Annotated in this window: 17 protein-coding genes and 1 tRNA gene; 13 read left to right on the forward strand and 5 right to left on the reverse strand. The window is 43.8% G+C overall.

The window, feature by feature from the left end; all coding sequences use genetic code 11:
- Positions 1–43: 43 nt before the first annotated feature.
- The 4 genes from betA (at position 44) to choV (ending at position 4,833) form a co-directional block, all read left to right on the forward strand.
- On the forward strand, positions 44–1,759 hold the full coding sequence (gene betA, locus R7R24_RS01415; RefSeq protein ID WP_005382647.1) for a choline dehydrogenase: 1,716 nt from the start codon (positions 44–46) through the stop codon (positions 1,757–1,759).
- 36 nt (positions 1,760–1,795) lie between these two features.
- Positions 1,796–2,734 (forward strand): choline ABC transporter substrate-binding protein, encoded by a 939-nt coding sequence (locus R7R24_RS01420; protein ID WP_017820327.1) that lies wholly within the window; start codon positions 1,796–1,798, stop codon positions 2,732–2,734.
- A gap of 75 nt (positions 2,735–2,809) precedes the next feature.
- Positions 2,810–3,652, forward strand: a complete 843-nt coding sequence (choW, locus tag R7R24_RS01425; RefSeq protein WP_005392552.1) for a choline ABC transporter permease subunit — start codon at positions 2,810–2,812, stop codon at positions 3,650–3,652.
- A gap of 2 nt (positions 3,653–3,654) precedes the next feature.
- Positions 3,655–4,833, forward strand: a complete 1,179-nt coding sequence (choV, locus tag R7R24_RS01430; RefSeq protein ID WP_017633664.1) for a choline ABC transporter ATP-binding protein — start codon at positions 3,655–3,657, stop codon at positions 4,831–4,833.
- Between the two features lie 96 nt (positions 4,834–4,929).
- Here choV and R7R24_RS01435 read toward each other — a convergent pair whose 3' ends face one another.
- Positions 4,930–5,586: an NAD(P)H-dependent oxidoreductase gene (locus R7R24_RS01435; protein ID WP_017633663.1), complete on the reverse strand. Its 657-nt coding sequence runs from the start codon at positions 5,584–5,586 to the stop codon at positions 4,930–4,932.
- Positions 5,587–5,829: 243 nt separating this feature from the next.
- On the opposite strand from R7R24_RS01435, the gene R7R24_RS01440 reads away from it, so the two are divergent.
- A complete protein-coding gene (locus R7R24_RS01440; RefSeq protein WP_053349193.1) occupies positions 5,830–6,264 on the forward strand; it encodes a globin in 435 nt (144 codons plus the stop codon).
- A gap of 41 nt (positions 6,265–6,305) precedes the next feature.
- Here R7R24_RS01440 and R7R24_RS01445 read toward each other — a convergent pair whose 3' ends face one another.
- Both R7R24_RS01445 and R7R24_RS01450 read right to left on the reverse strand, forming a co-directional pair.
- Positions 6,306–7,088: a slipin family protein gene (locus R7R24_RS01445; protein ID WP_053304734.1), complete on the reverse strand. Its 783-nt coding sequence runs from the start codon at positions 7,086–7,088 to the stop codon at positions 6,306–6,308.
- Between the two features lie 10 nt (positions 7,089–7,098).
- Entirely contained in the window at positions 7,099–8,475 is a 1,377-nt protein-coding gene (locus R7R24_RS01450) for an NfeD family protein (protein WP_170893175.1), read from the reverse strand.
- Between the two features lie 498 nt (positions 8,476–8,973).
- On the opposite strand from R7R24_RS01450, the gene R7R24_RS01455 reads away from it, so the two are divergent.
- From R7R24_RS01455 to R7R24_RS01465, 3 genes are all read left to right on the forward strand, one after another.
- Positions 8,974–9,942: a cytochrome-c peroxidase gene (locus R7R24_RS01455; protein WP_005373180.1), complete on the forward strand. Its 969-nt coding sequence runs from the start codon at positions 8,974–8,976 to the stop codon at positions 9,940–9,942.
- Entirely contained in the window at positions 9,935–12,292 is a 2,358-nt protein-coding gene (locus R7R24_RS01460; protein WP_170893176.1) for an ATP-binding protein, read from the forward strand. The genes R7R24_RS01455 and R7R24_RS01460 overlap by 8 nt, the downstream gene beginning before the upstream one ends.
- A 99-nt stretch (positions 12,293–12,391) precedes the next feature.
- A complete protein-coding gene (locus R7R24_RS01465) occupies positions 12,392–12,859 on the forward strand; it encodes an OsmC family protein (protein ID WP_005373176.1) in 468 nt (155 codons plus the stop codon).
- Positions 12,860–12,935: 76 nt separating this feature from the next.
- On the opposite strand, the gene gdhA is transcribed toward R7R24_RS01465, so the two are convergent.
- The gene (gene gdhA / locus R7R24_RS01470) at positions 12,936–14,288 is read right to left on the reverse strand and encodes an NADP-specific glutamate dehydrogenase (protein ID WP_191115933.1); all 1,353 of its coding nucleotides are present in this window, start codon (positions 14,286–14,288) and stop codon (positions 12,936–12,938) included.
- Between the two features lie 305 nt (positions 14,289–14,593).
- On the opposite strand from gdhA, the gene R7R24_RS01475 reads away from it, so the two are divergent.
- Positions 14,594–15,604 carry a DUF2804 domain-containing protein gene (locus tag R7R24_RS01475; protein WP_017633657.1) on the forward strand — a complete coding sequence of 337 codons (1,011 nt, stop codon included), beginning with the start codon at positions 14,594–14,596 and terminating at the stop codon, positions 15,602–15,604.
- Between the two features lie 7 nt (positions 15,605–15,611).
- Positions 15,612–16,469, forward strand: coding sequence for a sterol desaturase family protein (locus R7R24_RS01480; RefSeq protein WP_170893178.1), 858 nt, complete (start codon positions 15,612–15,614; stop codon positions 16,467–16,469).
- Positions 16,470–16,485: 16 nt separating this feature from the next.
- Here the strand turns inward: R7R24_RS01480 and R7R24_RS01485 are convergent.
- Positions 16,486–16,560: transfer RNA gene (locus tag R7R24_RS01485), tRNA-Gly, on the reverse strand.
- Positions 16,561–16,931: 371 nt separating this feature from the next.
- On the opposite strand from R7R24_RS01485, the gene R7R24_RS01490 reads away from it, so the two are divergent.
- The 3 genes from R7R24_RS01490 (at position 16,932) to R7R24_RS01500 (ending at position 18,706) form a co-directional block, all read left to right on the forward strand.
- On the forward strand, positions 16,932–17,450 hold the full coding sequence (locus R7R24_RS01490) for a DUF4136 domain-containing protein (RefSeq protein WP_005382627.1): 519 nt from the start codon (positions 16,932–16,934) through the stop codon (positions 17,448–17,450).
- A 144-nt stretch (positions 17,451–17,594) separates the two neighbouring features.
- Positions 17,595–17,975 carry a hypothetical protein gene (locus tag R7R24_RS01495; RefSeq protein WP_017633655.1) on the forward strand — a complete coding sequence of 127 codons (381 nt, stop codon included), beginning with the start codon at positions 17,595–17,597 and terminating at the stop codon, positions 17,973–17,975.
- A gap of 50 nt (positions 17,976–18,025) precedes the next feature.
- Positions 18,026–18,706, forward strand: a complete 681-nt coding sequence (locus R7R24_RS01500; protein ID WP_017633654.1) for a DedA family protein — start codon at positions 18,026–18,028, stop codon at positions 18,704–18,706.
- The last annotated feature ends 76 nt before the right edge of the window (positions 18,707–18,782 follow it).

An 18,782-nucleotide genomic window follows, 5' to 3' on the forward strand; every position in this document is an offset into this window, starting at 1 on the left:
CACTTATCTAGGGTGATTAGTATTAACTCCTAGGAGAATAAAAATGCAACAACACTACGATTACATCATCGTCGGTGCGGGTTCGGCCGGCTGTGTGTTAGCGGATCGCTTAAGTGAAAGTGGTCAAAATTCGGTCCTATTACTCGAAGCGGGTGGGTCGGATAAAAGTATTTTTATCCAAATGCCAACAGCGCTTTCTTACCCGATGAACACTGAAAAATACGCGTGGCAGTTTGAGACGGTTGAAGAGCAAGGGTTGGATGGTCGCCAACTTCATTGTCCTCGCGGAAAAGTTCTGGGCGGTAGCTCATCTATCAACGGCATGGTTTACGTTCGCGGACACGCTTGTGACTTTGACCAGTGGGAAGAGGAAGGCGCGAAAGGCTGGAATTATCAGTCGTGTTTGCCTTATTTCCGTAAAGCAGAGTCTTGGATTGGTGGTGCTGATGAATATCGGGGCGATCACGGTCCAGTCGGCACATGTAACGGCAACGATATGAAGCTCAATCCACTGTACCAAGCTTTTATTGATGCAGGCAAAGAAGCGGGCTACCCAGAAACAAAAGATTACAACGGTTATCAGCAAGAGGGCTTTGGCCCAATGCATATGACCGTCGACAAAGGCGTACGCGCTTCGACCTCTAATGCATACTTAAGCCGCGCTAAAAAACGCAAAAACTTCACCCTAATGAAGAGGGTGACGGTTCATCGAGTTTTATTAGAAGAAACTGGTTCAGAAGGAAAGAAAGCGGTAGGCGTTGAATTTGAAAAGTCAGGTTCAATTCAGCAATGTTTTGCGAATAATGAAGTGATTTCGAGTGCGGGTTCGGTTGGCTCCGTTCAGCTGTTGCAGCTTTCAGGCATTGGCCCTAAGGCAGTATTAGAAAAAGCGGGCATTGAGGTGAAACACTCGTTGGAGGGGGTAGGTAAAAACCTGCAAGATCACTTAGAAGTGTACTTCCAATATCACTGTAAGCAACCTATCACGCTCAACAGCAAATTAGGTTTGGTGAGCAAGGGCTTGATTGGTACTGAGTGGATATTAACTCGCAAAGGCCTTGGTGCTACTAACCACTTTGAATCGTGTGCGTTTATCCGCTCTCGAGAAGGGCTAAAGTGGCCAAATATTCAATATCACTTCTTGCCAGCGGCAATGCGTTATGACGGGCAAGCTGCTTTTGATGGTCATGGTTTCCAAGTGCACGTTGGACCTAACAAGCCAGAAAGTCGCGGGTCGGTCGAAGTTGTCTCTGCGAATCCGAATGATAAGCCGAAGATTGAGTTTAACTACATTTCCACTGAACAAGATAAGCAGGATTGGCGTGATTGTATTCGCCTTACTCGCGAGATCCTCAATCAGCCAGCCATGGATGAGTTTCGTGGGGATGAGATCCAACCCGGTCTGAACATCACAACGGATGAACAGATTGATGAATGGGTGAAGCAAAACGTCGAGAGTGCTTACCATCCATCTTGTACCTGCAAAATGGGCGCAGATAATGACCCATTAGCCGTCTTAAATGAGCGATGCCAAGTACGCGGTATTCAAGGCTTGCGTGTGGTGGACTCTTCTATTTTCCCAACCATTCCGAACGGTAATTTAAATGCGCCAACGATTATGGTGGCAGAACGCGCCGCGGATATGATTTTGGATAACGCCCTAGAAACGTCGAACAACGTACCAGTTTGGATTGCACCGGACTGGCAAGAGATGCAACGAATGCATCCGCCAAAAAGAGATCTCGATTCGATCTCATAAAATGAAAAAGTCAGTAATCATTACAAGGAATTCAACATGTCTAAGATGACAAAAATCTTCTCAACAATTGCACTAAGTACTTTAGCAACAGGCGCTTACGCCAACCAATGTGAAACGGTTCGTTTCGCAGATGTAGGTTGGACTGACATCACAGCGACCACTGCCGTTACATCAGAGTTACTTAAAGGGTTGGGGTACAAAACGAAGACCGATCTTCTGTCTGTGCCTGTAACTTACTCCTCTATGGCTAATGGCGATATCGACATTTTCCTGGGTAACTGGATGCCAACGATGGAAGGTGATATCGCGAAATACCGTGATGCAGGTACTGTTGAAACCGTACGCGCGAACCTCGTTGGCGCAAAGTACACGCTAGCGGTTCCAAAATACGTTTATGACGCAGGCGTAACCAACTTCGCTGACCTAGTAAAACATGCCGACAAATTTAAAGACCGCATTTACGGCATTGAACCAGGAAACGATGGCAACCGCTTAATTCAGTCAATGATTGATAGCAACGCATTCGGCCTAAAAGATTTCAGCCTAGTTGAGTCCAGTGAAGCTGGCATGGTGTCTCAAGTATCACGTGCCGCACGCCGCAATCAATGGATTGTGTACCTAGGTTGGGCGCCGCACCCAATGAATAGTAACGTTGAAATGGAATATCTAGCGGGTGGTGATGACTTCTTCGGTCCTAACTACGGCGGCGCGAACGTCTACACAAACGTACGTAAAAATTACCTCGCTGAGTGTCCAAATGTAGGTCAGCTAGTGAAAAATCTAGAGTTTAACCTAGAAATGGAAAATGAACTGATGGAAGCGATTCTTAACCAGAAACAGAAGCCATCAAAAGCAGCGCAAGCATGGTTGAATGCAAACCAAGAGCAAATTGCAGCGTGGCTAGAAGGCGTGAAAACGGTGGATGGCCAAGATGCGCTAACAGCTATTACAAACTACTTAAAAACAAACGCTTAATAAGCAGTATTTGAGCTCGTTTTTTTAAAAGAAAGTGGGCAGTTTTGCCCGCTTCATTAACACAAAGGTTTTATTTTGAATTTTATTACGGACAACAAACTACCGTTGGGCCAATGGATGGAAACTGGCGTCGATTGGTTAACCATCAATGCATCGGGTTTTTTCGATGCAATCTCTATTACACTTGAAACGATCATTCTTTTCGTGGTGGACATTTTTAAATGGATGCCACCTGCAGCGCCAATCATTATGACGGCGGCAATTGCTTGGTTCTTACATCGCAGCATTCCTCTTGTCGTATTTATCGTGTTGGCCTTACTCGCAATTCTCAACCTTGGTTACTGGCAAGAAATGCTGGAAACCTTTGTCCTTGTGTTTGCAGCGACAACGATTTCCGTATTAATTGGCGTGCCGTTGGGCATTATGGCGGCGCACCGTCCTTGGTTATACACCTTGTTGCGGCCAATACTCGATTTAATGCAGACCGTACCGACATTCGTTTACCTAATTCCAACCTTGGTTCTGTTTGGCTTAGGTATTGTCCCTGGTCTAATCTCGACCATCATTTTCGCTATCGCTGCACCCATTCGATTGACGTACCTCGGCATTATTAAAGTGCCGGAGGAGCTACTTGAAGCGGGTAAAGCATTTGGTGCCAGCCGCATGAAGCTACTGTTTAAGGTGGAGTTACCTGCGGCATTGCCAAGTATTATGGCTGGCGTTACGCAGTGCATTATGTTGTCTCTGTCTATGGTAGTCATTGCGGCGCTTGTTGGTGCTGATGGACTTGGTAAACCAGTCGTACGCGCACTGAATACGGTAAACATCTCGCAAGGTTTTGAAGCTGGTTTAGCGATTGTACTCGTTGCCATCATTCTTGATCGCTTGTGTAAAGCACCAAACCAGAAGGAGGCATAATCATGGACGCTATTACTATTAAAAATCTTGATGTCGTTTTTGGTCAGCAACAAGCACAGGCGCTAGCACTACTAGATCAAGGGAAGTCTCGACAAGAAATCATTGATGAAACTGGCCAAGTGGTTGGGGTTGATAATGTTTCGCTGAACGTGAAACAGGGTGAGATCTGTGTCTTGATGGGGCTTTCAGGCTCGGGTAAATCAAGTTTGCTGCGAACGGTTAACGGATTGAACGATATTTCTCGTGGCTCTCTGAAAATTAAAGACGGCGACGACATGGTTGAGCTCTCTAACTGTGACGAACAGAAACTGCGCCACCTTCGTACGCACCGCGTGTCCATGGTGTTTCAGAAGTTTGCATTGATGCCTTGGTTAACGGTGTTAGACAATGTAGCGTTTGGTCTAGAGATGCAAGGCATTGGTAAAGCGGAGCGTCGTAAAAAGGCGCGTGAACAGCTCGAAATGGTCGGTTTATCTGAGTGGGAAACCAAATTCCCGCACGAGCTTTCTGGTGGTATGCAGCAGCGTGTTGGCCTAGCGCGAGCGTTTGCGATGGACACTGATATCTTGTTAATGGATGAACCGTTTTCAGCACTTGATCCATTGATTCGTGCTCAGCTTCAAGATGAATTGATTCTGCTTCAAGAAAAGCTAAACAAAACCATTCTTTTTGTGAGTCACGACTTGGATGAGGCGCTTAAAATCGGCAACAACATCGCCATTATGGAATCAGGAAAGCTGATTCAACATGGCAAGCCAGAACAGATCATTCTTGCTCCAGAAAACGATTATGTGGCGGACTTTGTTGCTCACACTAATCCATTAAATGTGCTGAAGGGACGTTCCTTAATGCGTGACGATTTGGTTCGCGAAGATACGCGTGTTCTGATTTGCCCTGATAAAGATATTTGGGTGATACAAGAGAGCAAGGGGTTAAGTTTAGCGGATAAAGGTAAATCGTTGATTCAATGGAAGAGCGATTCTTCGAACCTTGACGAAGTTAATGAAAATTCTCTGGTTCAGGTTAGCCCAGAAATCAGTATGCGAGAAGCGATTGAACTTAAGCAGCGTAGCAATCAGCCTCTGCTTATGGTTGAAGATAATAAGCTGGTTGGTGTGTTAAGCGACAATGAGCTTTACGATGCATTGCTTGGTAATTTTAAGTCAGAGCAAGTTGCGTAAAGTTGACGCAGAACCAAGTAAAAAAGAGCCGCACATTAATGCGGCTCTTTTTAGTTTAAACAATGAGTTAAGTCGCTAAGCTAAGACAATGGTCGACTATAGAGTCGTAATTACCTCATCCATTGCAAGGCGCGCTTTTGGAAGACCATGATTATAATCTTCCCCATCTTTATGGTAGCCAATCGCTAGCGCAACTTCACAAATATGGCCCTCGAGCTCTTCTTTAAACTCTTCTCCAATCAGAGCCGGATCGACACCTTCCATCGGTGTTGAATCAATGCCAAGTCGTGCCAATGTGTGTAGTAGGTTGCCTAGTGCCAAATAGACTTGTGCTTTTGTCCAGTTTCCGTTGAAGCCATTTTCGTCCGTATTTGCATCGGCAAAAGCGTAAGCACCCATAAAGTTGTTGTACATCTCCGCTGGCAAGTGGCCAGATGTTACTTCTGCATCCACACGCTTCGCAAATTTCTCTTTAGTAAATTTAGGATCGTAAGCAAACAGAATCGTATGTGATGCGGCTTTCGCGTGTGGTTGGTTAAACTGGTGCATATTTGCAAACGTATTGTGGAAACGTTGCTTCGCTTCATCACTTTCAATAACGATGAATTTCCATGGTTGTGAGTTGATAGAAGACGCCGACAAACGCAGTGCTTCTTTGATTATCGCCATGTCTTCTTGAGAAACGCGCTTGGTTTCATCATATTTTTTTGCAGTGTAACGGTTATTTAGATCGGTAATGATTTGATGGGACACGTTTATATCCTCTTTATGTGATGACAGATGAGGATGCACTAGCATCGACAACCATGCGTACCTCGAATATGGGTTCATGATAATGGATATTTTTTCATTGATAAGAGGGTGTTTATTTAAATCACTTTTTACTTTTTGTTGAAAATCGATGTGAGTTGATCGATTTGAAACTTAAAAGTCCTTATTTGGAAGCTTTTATTTGATATTAAATTAAACTCATATTGAGGCGTAGGGGAAAGCAACATGAACGTGATTGAAGTTTTTAATGATAGCTATGAACGTTGTACTTCAGATCAGGAGTTTTTCGACTTGTTCTACAAAAATTTATGGTCGAAAAGCGCCAACTTTAGACAGAAGTTTGACGGTATAGACATGCACCAACAAGTGAGAATGCTTAGAGGGTCTATCGTATTTTTTATGATGGCAGATACCTCGACCGAAGCGCACAAAATGGTGGAAAAGTATGGGAAAAAGCATGCAAGTGCCGAAATTGGTATAGAGCCGCAGGATTTTGATGTTTGGCTTGAGAGTTTGTTAGAAACGGTTCGACAGTGTGATTCCGGGTACGATACCGATGTTGAAACCGCTTGGCGAACATGCTTTAAAACGGGCTTAGAAGTAATGAAACAAGAGTGTGATAAAGAAGATGGGCACATCCTTAAAGCGAGTTCCAAATAAGGAAGTAACGTGAGCGGTCGTTACTTCCTAGGGGCAAAATCTTACTTATCTTGTGTCTCTTTATTCTTTTTCACCGCTTCGGCGATATCACTGACAGCTTCGACAAGATTGATCGGCATTGGAAAAATAATAGTGGATGTTTTGTCTGTAGTGATTTCAGTGAGTGTCTGCATGTAACGTAATTGCAGTGCATTCGGTGCTTCGTTGAGCATTTGCGCTGCTTCTTTTAATTTATTTGAAGCCTCTAACTCACCAGTAGCGTGAATGATCTTCGCCCTACGGTTACGTTCTGCTTCTGCCTGACGGGCTAGGGCTCTGACCATGCTGTCATTTAAATCAACATGTTTGACTTCAACCGTAGCAATCTTGATTCCCCAGTCATCAGTCTGTTGATCGAGAATGGATTGTAAATCCTTATTGAGGCGTTCTCGCTCTGATAGCAATTCATCGAGTTCATGCTGACCCAATACCGAGCGCAGCGTGGTTTGTGCTAACTGGCTGGTGGCATCGCTGTAGCTTTCAATATTGTTAATCGCCATTTGAGGATCGACTACGCGAAAATAAACGACCGCGTTGACGCGCACAGAAACGTTATCTTTGGTAATTAAATCTTGTGTCGGCACATCCAAAACGACAGTACGTAAATCAACCCTCACCATTTGCTGAATAAATGGGATAAGGATGATCAAACCAGGTCCTTTGACTTCTTGAAATCGACCAAGAAAGAACACAACCCCACGTTCGTATTCTCTCAAAACCCTGAACATTTGGGTCGCTAGTGCGAACAGCAGCACCACGATCACCGCAACGGTATAGAGCATCATAAAGCGCCTCCTATTTATTTTGGCGGTCATCAGGCATCACAGTTAAGGTCAGCCCTTTAACATTAACAATGGTGACGTGATCACCTTGTTTGAATTGTTGATGGTCTTTGGCTTTAGCTCGCCATAACGCACCGTTGAGTTGAACGCGTCCTTCGCCATCGATAAAGTCATCGCTTACCACGGCGACCTTCCCAGGGTAAGTCTCTAAACCCGTCGTTACACGCCGGCGACGAATTTTGAGCAGCAGGCCGACGGTCAGCACGATTAGAGCCACGGAAAATATGGCAATACCAAAAATCAAAGGAAGGGCGATCTGGAATCCTGGAAACTCACTGTCCATGAGAAATATCGAACCGAGTACAAAGGCGACAACGCCGCCTAAGCCCAAAATACCAAAGCTCGGGCTGAATGCTTCCGCTATCATTAGTGCAATACCGAGTAACAGCAGACCAAGACCTGCGTAGTTGACGGGCATCATTTGTAGTGCGTACATGGCAAGAAGCAGACAAATCCCACCTAGCACACCGGGTAAGCCAATTCCTGGGTTGTAAAATTCAAGAAGTAAACCGTAGATGCCGATGAGCATTAGAATGTAGGCAACGTTTGGATTGGTGATAACGGCTAGCATTTCTGCTCGCCAATCGGGTGTTCTTTCAATCCATACGGGATTTTCCAGTGACAATGTCACATCACGATTGTTAACTTTAACAGTTTGTCCATCAATGGCTTTGACTAAATCCTCTGGTGAGTTGGCTATATAATCAATAACGTTTAATTCCAATGCCTCTGTGGCGTCCAAACTCGCTGCTTCGCTCACTGCTTTCTCTGCCCACTCTGCATTTCGGCCATGAAGCTTTGCTAAGCCTTTAATATAGGCTCTAGCATCATTAATCACCTTTTTCTCCATTGCGGTTTTCGCGGGAACTTTCTCTGAACCTTCGTTGGTTCCTTCTGACGTTTCTTCCGCGTTTTGATCTTTGCCATCATCCGATGAAGGGGGCTGAGGGGCACCACCTAACGCGACGGGCGTTGCCGCGCCAAGGTTGGTGGCTTCAGCCATTGCGGCAACGTGGCTGGCGAGTAAAATGTATGTCCCTGCGCTAGCCGCTCTAGATCCTGACGGGCCAACCCAAGTCGCAATTGGAGTGGAGGAGGTGGTAATCGCGTGAATAATATCTCTCATTGCACTGTCTAAGCCGCCTGGTGTGTCCATCTCTAAGATCACTAAACTGACACCGTTTAGTTGAGCTTCGTCTATTTCACGAGATAAATAGTCGCTAGTAGCAGGCCCTATAGCGCCTTTGACAGGAACAATCCAAACGGTATTCGCCAGTGCTTGACTGGCCATCAAGAGTAAAGGTAAGAACCATATCCATAGTCGTTTCATGCAGTCCTCCTTGTGTGGTCACAGGGACTTTTTGAAATCCTAATTCAAGTATATCCAAATAACTTAGAGATGCTTGAGTATAGGTTCTAATGAATAAGTTGCCGAGGCTAATTAGGAGACTACTTTTTTATATATAAACGCTGTGTGAGATAGTAAACTAAAGCAAATTATTGGTAATTGTGATGTTTATGTTTATTGTTCAGCGTTTGATTAAGTTGGCCGTTATCTGTGCCGTATTCTTTACTATTTTCGATCTGATCTCGTATGGAGAGGTGACTTGGTTTCAACGGTTTTTGGCTTTTCTACACTAAACTCAGATTTCAATACGTTAGCTACTCATAAGGCGATAGGTTTCTTCCTATTCGCCTTATTACTCCCTCTTCAACCAAAGCCTTAAACAAAGCAATACTTAACTCGTTTTTTCAACTTCCTGTCGGTGGAAAAAACGCCAAAATGCAACTAAATTCATATCAATGACAAGTTTAAGGTATGTAGTTGATGAGGCAATTCAGCGCAATCGCACTAGCTGTTGTAACACTCATTTTGAGCCAAACAACAACCGCAAGAAACGCGAAGATGTTAGGTGATATCTCCCTAGTTCAGCCCATACAGGGTGATCCTAATGTGGATATTAAGCTAGCGAGAATTGGCTGGCATCTCTTCCGCGATCCTCAATTATCGTCAAATGGTAATGTCAGCTGCGCGACATGCCACAATCTGCAAACCAATGGCGCTGAAAATACACCAGTCTCTACGGGGGTGAAAGGTGATGGAATTAGAAATTCTATAACAGTGTTTAATGCGGCGTTAAATTATCGTTTTTTATGGGATGGAACGGAAAACACCTTGATGGCTCAGATTGATGGTCCAATCCATAATCCAATGGAAATGGACTCAAACTGGCAAACAATAGAGCAATATGTAAAAGAGAGTGAACATTATCAAGCGCTATTTAGTCGTGACGATGAATTGCCGATTAACGTTCATAATATCAAGTCCGCTATTGTGGAGTTTGTTGAAGGGCTGCAGACGCCTGGCGCACCATTCGATGCTTACTTATTGGGTTACACGCATGTACTGAGTGAACAGCAAATCAGAGGTTGGAAAACATTTCAGACTTCAGGTTGTGTGCAGTGTCATCAGGGCAAAAATATCGGCGGAGCGATGATCCAAAGGTTCGCCTATTTCAAGGATAAGCCAGTAGTAGAGGACTCGGGCCGGCAACTCGTTACGATAGAAGATGAAGAGCGATTCTATTTTAGAGTAGCCAGTTTACGCAATGTCGCGCTAACGAGTCCTTATTTTCATAATGGGCAAGTCGATAAGTTATCCGACGCGATACAAATCATGGCTAAAACCCAGCTCGGTATAACGATGAACGATGAGAATGTCGCGGACATTGAAGCATTCTTGCAGTCGTTGACAGCACCTAGACCCATAATTTTAGAGGTGTTGGAAAATGAATAAATTCAAACTGATCAACTTTTGCTTTTTTATTGGGATACTGACGTGCTGCACACTGGCGTATATGTCGTATATGAATTCAAAAAACGCTCAAGAATTTCATGCAGGGCTAATGAATATCGGACATGAGTTGATTGAAGAGCGTGATGTTATCGTGAACCGATATGCCGTTGAAGATAGGAAAAACTATGAGTTAACAACATCTTTAGTAGAGATAGAAATCGCAGCACAGGCACTGTTGGAATCATCAAAGGCATCAGTTTGGTTTCCCGTGACACCCAATCGTATAAAAGTTAGGGATACGCTTGAACAGTTTAAGGAGCGAGTGCTTCAAACAACGTTGAAGCTTGATATGTTAATTGGTGTTCAGGTAGAAAATCGGTATGCATTACTCATGTTGTTCAATTTATATCAGCAAGAGGTTTCTACCGAGAGCGGTCAATCATTGGGTGGCAGTCGTTATTTTGAATTTCTCAACCAGTTGCTTCTAACACAAACTGAAGTTGAGAGTGAAAAAGAAGCGAACTTCCTTAAACGGCTTCAAACGAGTGATAAAAGAATTGAATTGCTGACGAATGAACTGCTTGATCACACTTATATTGAGTTTGTCGAAAGCTCAGAGCATCGGTTACTCAATATTGCTCAAAGTGAGGCGCGTTTTACGTGGTTGTTTGTATTTATCGCGGTGATGTTTCTAGTTAGCGCGTTTGTTTATCAGTCACATCACCGAATGCATAACTTAAAACAGTTGAATCTTGAAATTGAAGAGGCGAGAAACAAAGCCGAGCGAGCGGCAAAAGCGAAATCAAATTTTCTCGCTGCAATGAGTCACGAACTAAGGACGCCGATGAATGGTGTACTAGGGCTTTCTCAAATGATTGCAGAAGAGACCAAAGAGCCGACGACGAAAGAGCATATTAGGGTTATTCTTGATTCTGGCCAGCATCTGATGACTATCCTCAACGATATTTTGGATTTTTCTAAAGTTGAAGAAAACAAACTGGAATTTGAGCAAGCTAAGTTTAAGCTCGATCAAGTGCTTTCTCCGGTGTGTAGCGCAATAAAACCACTTGTTGATGAAAAAAATATCGAGTTAATCTTGGAAAACGAGGTTTCTGAATATACTGAATTTACTGGAGATTGTGCGCGTTTACGACAGATCTTGTTTAATCTCGCCGGTAACGCGGTGAAGTTTACCAATGAAGGGCATGTGCTGGTTAGAACTGAGTTAGATGAATCGAATCAGTTGTTGGTCATGCGCGTGAGCGACACCGGTATTGGTATTGCGCCAGACAAGCACGAGCATATTTTTAACTCGTTTGAGCAAGCAGACTCATCAACGACTCGAAGGTTCGGCGGAACAGGGCTTGGGTTAGCCATCGTCAAAAAACTAACCGATTTGATGGGTGGCCATATTACTCTGAAGAGTATAGAAGGCGTTGGAAGTCAATTTATCGTTGAGTTGCCGATTCCTTGGGTAGAATCTGCTCCGAAAAAGCAGCAAGAAGCACCGAAACCTCGCGCAAAATCACACCATTTCAAGATACTACTTGCTGATGATAACCGTGTGAATGCCATTGTGGCAAAAGGGTTTTGCGAAAAGCTTGGGCATGAAGTGGATGTTGCAGAAAATGGATTAATCGCGGTTAAAAAGGCGAAAGAGAACGAGTACGACCTGATCTTGATGGACAACCATATGCCCGAGATGAATGGCGTTGAGGCGACACGCGTTATCCGACAAGAGTTAGGTATCAAGACATTACTCTTTGCGTACACGGCAGACGTATTTCGTGAAGCTCACGATAGCTTTATCGAAGCAGGAGCAGACCATGTGCTTACGAAACCGCTACAGCATGAGAGCTTTTCAGACGCTCTCAAACAGTTTGCCGCCAGACTCGAACCGAAACAGAATCCGCCACTAACGAGTGACAGCAATGTGCTTCAATTGCAACGTAAGCCAATCGAGAACTTAAGGTTAACAGAGGAAGAACTCTCCCGTTCAGGCATGTTTACTTCTTTACGAGATGAGCCAGAAGCGCTCGACGAGTTGCTAAAAAGCATTATTGTCGATTTTGAGACTTCTGTTGATGAACTTATTGAATACTTTATGGCTGAAGACTTTGCTTCATTAGAGCTGACGTTGCACAAAACGAAAGGGATGGCACTGAACCTAAGTTTACCTATTTTGGCGAGCCAAACGGAGGCCCTGGAAACTCAACTTAAAGCCAACCAAAGTCCCGAGATTGAGCAGTTGCAGATGCTGATCAATCGGTTACAGGTCAACATCCATCAGTCTCATAGACTTTTGGATGATATCCAGAGGAACAATGCCGATCCTCAACAGATTTTATAGTCCCTGTGAGTGCGATGCTTTCCTTAACTCATTTTGTTGTGGTTTACTGTGGCAAGGACGGATAGTGTTGATTCGTCGTCGGAAAATCAGGGAGTTAGAATGAGTAAGCATTCCGCTTTAATCAAATGGCATCGTAAAGCTGGCGAAGAGTTTAGTGATAATAAGTATAGTAGGGCACACATTTGGCAATTTGATGGAGGGTTGCAAGTCCCAGCATCTCCATCTCCCCACGTAGTACCATTACCACTATCCGTAGAAGAAAATGTTGATCCAGAAGAAGCGTTTGTCGCGGCACTTTCTAGTTGTCATATGCTCGTTTTCTTGTCTATTGCAGCAAAGCGGCGTTACGTTGTGGACAGTTACTTAGATGAAGCGGTAGGGGAGCTTGAAAAAGGCGAAAACGGAAAAGAGTGGGTATCAAAGGTAACGTTAAACCCTAAGATAACATTCTCAGGTGAAAAACAACCGACACCATCTCAATTAGAAAAACTGCACCACATGGCCCATGAGAATTGCTTTATCGCCAACTCCGTTAAAACAGAAGTGACAACGCTTATTGCGAATTAAGTGGAGCTCTTTATCAAAAAGCGCGGCCTATTGCGGAGTTATATTAAGCCAGCAGTCATCCTGCTGGCTCGTTCATCTAGACGACACCTTGCTCAATCATTGCATCAGCGACTTTTCTAAAGCCTGCAATGTTGGCGCCTAAAACTAAATTTCCAGGTTGGCCAAACTCTTTACTGGTTTCGTTTGCATTGATGAAAATATTTTTCATGATGGTTTGCAACTGACTATCCACTTGTTCAAACGTCCAGTTTTGCATGCTGGCGTTTTGCGCCATTTCAAGTTGACTGGTTGCAACGCCGCCTGCATTGGCTGCTTTGGCAGGCCCATAAGCTATGTCCGAGTCCACGATAATATTGGCAGCATCACGGGTGGTTGGCATGTTCGCCCCTTCACTAATCAAAATACATCCGTTTTCGATAAGAGCCAGTGCGTCGTCTGACGTTAACTCATTTTGAGTCGCACAAGGGAAGGCAGCATCAGCCTGATATCGCCAAACAGAATGTCCTTCATTAGGATAGTCGCCCTCTGGTGTGTATTCTGCTTCAGGGTAAGTTTCTAAATATTCTTCTAAGCTTGCTCTTTTCACTTCTTTCAGTTGTTTTAGGAGCTTAAGATCAATACCGTGCTCATGATAGATCGTACCTCGAGAGTCGCTGCATGTAACCGGCGTTGCTCCCATATGGTACAGTTTTTCAATGGCGTAGATAGCCACGTTGCCAGCACCAGAAACGAGGCAAGTTTTCCCTTTCAATGAATCGTTGCGGTCGTTGAGCATGCATTCTGCAAAATAGACGGCGCCATATCCTGTCGCTTCTTTTCTGGCGAGTGATCCACCCCAAAGAAGACTCTTGCCTGTAAGCACACCTTCGTAGCGCCCCGTCAATCGTTTGTATTGACCAAACATATAGCCAATTTCGCGCGCCCCGACGCCGATATCGCCTGCGGGAACATCGGTGGTAGGACCGATGTGACGGTACAACTCGTTCATAAATGATTGGCAAAATCGCATGATCTCGCCGTCGGATTTTCCTTTAGGATCGAAGTTTGAACCGCCTTTGCCGCCACCGATAGGAAGGCCAGTCAGTGCGTTTTTAAAGATTTGCTCAAAGCCGAGAAATTTTATGATGCTCGCATTGACTGAGTGATGGAATCTCAATCCTCCTTTGTACGGCCCCAAAGCAGAGTTGAATTCAACTCGATAACCTTTGTTTACTTGTACATTTCCAGCATCATCAACCCAAGGAACTCGAAACATGATTTGACGTTCTGGCTCGACGATCCTCTGGATAATCGCTTGTTCCTTATATTTATTATTGCCTTCTATTACCGGCGCGAGAGAAGTTAATACTTCTTCTACCGCTTGGTAAAATTCTTTTTGCGCAGGGCTACTGTGTTGCAACGCAACAATAGTATCGTGTATGTATGACATAGATTTCTTCCTTGATGTGAATAAGCAATCAGTTTATATGAATGTATTTCCATTAAATAGTGATTTTGACCAAGATTCAATGGTTGTAGTGGTATTTCCTGCGGATGAGAATGTGCAGCTTATAACCCGGGCAGTGTTGGTTGAGATAGGTAGGGTGAGCTAAGTAAGCGGGTGGTTGAGTGATCAGTTTCACATATAACAAGCAGAAATCACTTTAGTCGATGTTGTTGTGCAGTTACGCAAATTGTTTATGTTAACGTCATGTTAAAGTTTTTGTGTGTGATAACTTGTGAAAAGACAACTATATGGATGAGCTTAAGGTTCTGAACTCGTTTATTCAGCAGAATGGTCTACCAGCGTTTGGCCACCTTGATGGAATTCCAACATCGTTACAGCTAGATAAATTTACTTACCTCGATGAGATGGATAAGCCAGTGTCTAAGTGGCGCCGTTACCGCGATTATAAGCAGTTTCAGTTCGTCAATTTGGTCACACCTGATTACGTCATTGGAGTAGCGATTGCGGATATACGGTATTTAGCATCCGGCTTTTGCTACCTGTTTGATATTAAAAAGAATAAGTTGATTGAGCAACAATGGTTGAAACCTTTTAATATAGGTTATCAAACTCAGCCTTCCAGTTGGTGCAGTCTTGCCCATCTTGCTAACAAAAGAGTTCAGTTTTCTATTAAGGATGGTATTTGGCACGTCCACTTTGTGACAGAGTCAGTCAATGCGGATCTCTATTTACGTCCAGAAAATATGAGTTTGCCATTAATGTTGTGTACGCCAACAGGTTATGCGGGTTGGACATATACTCAGAAGCACAATGCGTTAGCAGTAGACGGTAACTTGTTCATATTAGGAAAAGAGCAAGATCTATCAGAGGTGGCTGCTGGTTACGATTTTTCCGCTGGGTACATGCGACGAGAAACAAGTTGGCGCTGGGCAAGTATCAATTGCTTTGAGGATGACAGGCGTCTGGGGTTGAACTTGGCAGCTGGCGTGAATGAAACTGGCTATTGCGAAAATGTATTGTGGATTAATGGTCAGCGTCACTTTTTGCAACCTGTGCAGTTTCAGTTTTCACGAAGTGATGAAGGGCAAAAGTGGCATATTACGTCTGAAGATAAACGAGTTAACTTACAGTTCACGCCTTTGAATCGACGCTCAGAGAAGAAAAATTTTTGGCTTCTCAAAAGTAACTTTCGTCAGTACATCGGTTATTTCTCTGGCTATATTATCGATGGAAATGGCATCAAACATCAGTTAGAAGAAGTTATGGGTCTTACTGAAGATCACTATGCAAAATGGTAGAAACACAATGGATTGGACGCAGTTGATGGACCGCCCAGAATTACTTCTGATGATTCTGGCTCCAGTTTTCTTTTTCTGCATGCTTGCCGAATATTGGTTCGGACAAAGAAGGGGACGCTTGCCTGAAAGCGCGACGTATTACTTCCCTGAAGTAGCGTGTAATTTTGTTCTTGCGGGCTTACACCAAGCGACAGACATACTCACGGGTTTACTGATTGCTCAGTTGTATTTGTGGTGGTTTGATTGGCGTTTGTTTGATATCGAAATGAGCGTCTCAGCTTTTCTTTTACTTGTTGTCCTGCAAGATTTTTTCTATTACTGGTTTCATCGGGCTAGCCATCGTATTCGTTGGATGTGGGCCGCGCACGTTGTTCATCACAGTTCGGAAAGAATGAACTTCAGTACCGCCTTTCGTCAAAGTTTAATGTATCCGCTAGCGGGGATGTGGATTTTTTGGTTGCCCTTGGTGATTATTGGTTTTGAGCCAAAATGGGTTGTCTTCGTTGTGTTGTTTAATCTGGGCTTACAGTTTTTTGTTCACACCCAATCAATTCGTTCGCTCGGGCCACTAGAGTGGGTATTTAACACGCCGTCTCATCATCGCGTTCATCATGGTGTGAACCGTCAGTACATCGACAAAAATTATGCGGGTGTATTAATTATTTGGGATCGAATGTTCGGAACGTTTGAACCAGAGGTGGAAACGGTTCGATATGGGGTTTCTAAACCTGTAAACAGCTTTAATCCCATCCGCGTGACGTTTGCAGAATGGAAAGACATGTTTCATGACGTAACTCGACCACACTTATCATGGAAACAACGCTGCCGCCGTTTGTTCGCTCCGCCATCGGATTTTTATGAGTAAATTGGGATAAAGAGATTGGAGCGGGCAGCGGGAATCGAACCCGCATCATCAGCTTGGAAGGCTGAGGTAATAGCCATTATACGATGCCCGCGCATCGATAGGACTCAGTTAATATGCCACACTGGACGAAAAAGAAAAGTCTTTTCTCATCAAATGTTTGTCAGTTGCCTAAAAAAGTAGCGGACTGATGTTAAAGTGTTCATTGTCTCTGGTTTTTTGTGGCACTCGCGATTCCGCTACTAAGCCTAGGGGCTTCCAATTAGGTCGTAAACACCGAATTCTTAGGTGTTTAGATGTTGATGATATTCAAGATTTTCTGTGTAAAGGTTAATCTCGTTTATTGAACAGTCACGTTTCATGGTCAAGACTAGATATTGAAATGATTACTTTTTACTGTTGATGCGTATGTATAACACAGGGTAATTCTGCTGAAACAGTCAGCTTAACCAAAGGAGATTTAACATGATGAGAGGTTTGATATTAGGGCTGGTGGTGATGCTGGTATCTGCTTGTACTACCGTTACAACCGATGTAGATAAACAAGCCGACTTTTCAGCTTACAGAACGTTTGACTTCGGTGCTCAGGCGGAAGCTCCTACCAGTATTGATGGTCGACGTATTGAGCAAGGGCTTGCTGAACAGCTTGAGGGTAAGGGTTTAATTAAGGTAAATAGTGGCGGTGACCTTTACGTACATCATGATATCGTAGAAGAATCCGAGCTTGTTTCTTCAGGATCGTCGGTGAGCTTTGGCTATGGCTGGAATAGCTTTGGAGTGATCACTTCAAGCCCAGAAAGATATAAAGAACGTAAGTATGGGAAGTTGGTGGTTGAACTGGTTGATGCAAAGGCTAATCAAGTCGTTTGGAAAGGCGTTTCAAGTCGTAAACTGTCTGAGTCAATGAGCTCTGAGAAAAGAGAATCTCTCATCCAAGAAGAAATCGCGAAGATGTTTGAAAGCTACCCTTACGGTGAAAAATAATTAGTATTCTTAACGATTAAGAATACTAATTGCCAATAGTTACGCACAGGGTTAAAAGAACTTATTATTTTGGTTTTGGTTACCTTTGTGCGTACGACCCTGATTGCTTTACTCGGACTACTTTTCTGCTTGTTGGCTCCGAGCATGAGCCTGGCGCACTCACACCCAAATTTTCTTTCCTTTCATAACCAGAATATCGCTGTTGACGCTAAGTCGAAGCACTTTTCAGAACATCCTATCTCTCCAATACAACAAGACTATCCGAGTTTAAACAGCCGGAATATATTGAGGGTTATCCATGCTAAGGAAATGAGCTCGAACGACGATGTAGAACCCGAATGGTTTGAAATGCTTGATGTAGCATGGTGGGCGCATCGTTCGGCAATTTACTCGATGAAGCGGCTAAAACGCATCGGTAATGAGGCTTTAGGTTGTTGTATTGAAAGTATTTTTACTCACTCTAAATACAGAATCGGCGTGAGAAAAGAGTCGAATTTCATATACCGCTTTATACATGCTCGCTAACACATTCCATGTTTTTGCAACTTTTGGTTAATTATGCTTAGGAGCGGTTTATGTTTGATTCGATCATTCAGGTCTTGAGTGCTTTTTGGCATCAAGATTTCACGGCGTTAATGGCGCCAGGCAGTGCAGGTTTGGTTTATTTTGTTGTTGCTGTGAGTATCTTTTTGGAAAGTGGTTTTATTCCTGCTGCACCTTTCCCATGCGACAGTGTCGTCGTATTATCCGGTACGCTGGCGGCGGTTGGCGTCCTTGACCCAATTATGATCATGTTGGTAATAGCTGTTAGTGCGGGGTTGGGAAGTTGGGCGGCTTATTTACAAGGCAAGTGGCTAAATCGCTTACCTAAGGTCCAAGGCTGGGTGAGTGCGGTTCCTCAAAAGCGTTTGGAACAAGTCGACGTATTACTCAGTAAACATGGATTGGTTGCGCTTTTGTGCGCGCGGTTTATTCCGGTTGTTCGTTCCCTATTGCCATTAATGATGGGGTTGCGAGTGAAACGTATTAGTAAATTCCATTACTTTGCGTGGCTGAGTGCGATTTTATGGACGCTGATATTATGCGGTTTTGGTTCATTACTTCCTTTGCTACCGGAAAATATGAGCAAAGCAATCACAATGCTATTAATGGCGGCACCAATAATTACTCTTGTGATTGGAGTGCTTAGTTTCTTGTTTGTTAAAGCACGTCGAGCGTTCTGTAAACCCAAGGATGTGTCTGAGTTTTCTCAGTAAGTTTACTTGATTTGCACTTTTAAGCTTGTATGCAGATTAGACATCTAATCGACAGGTTTTTATCAGTAAAAAGAAA

The organism is Vibrio sp. 704 (assembly GCF_033339295.1).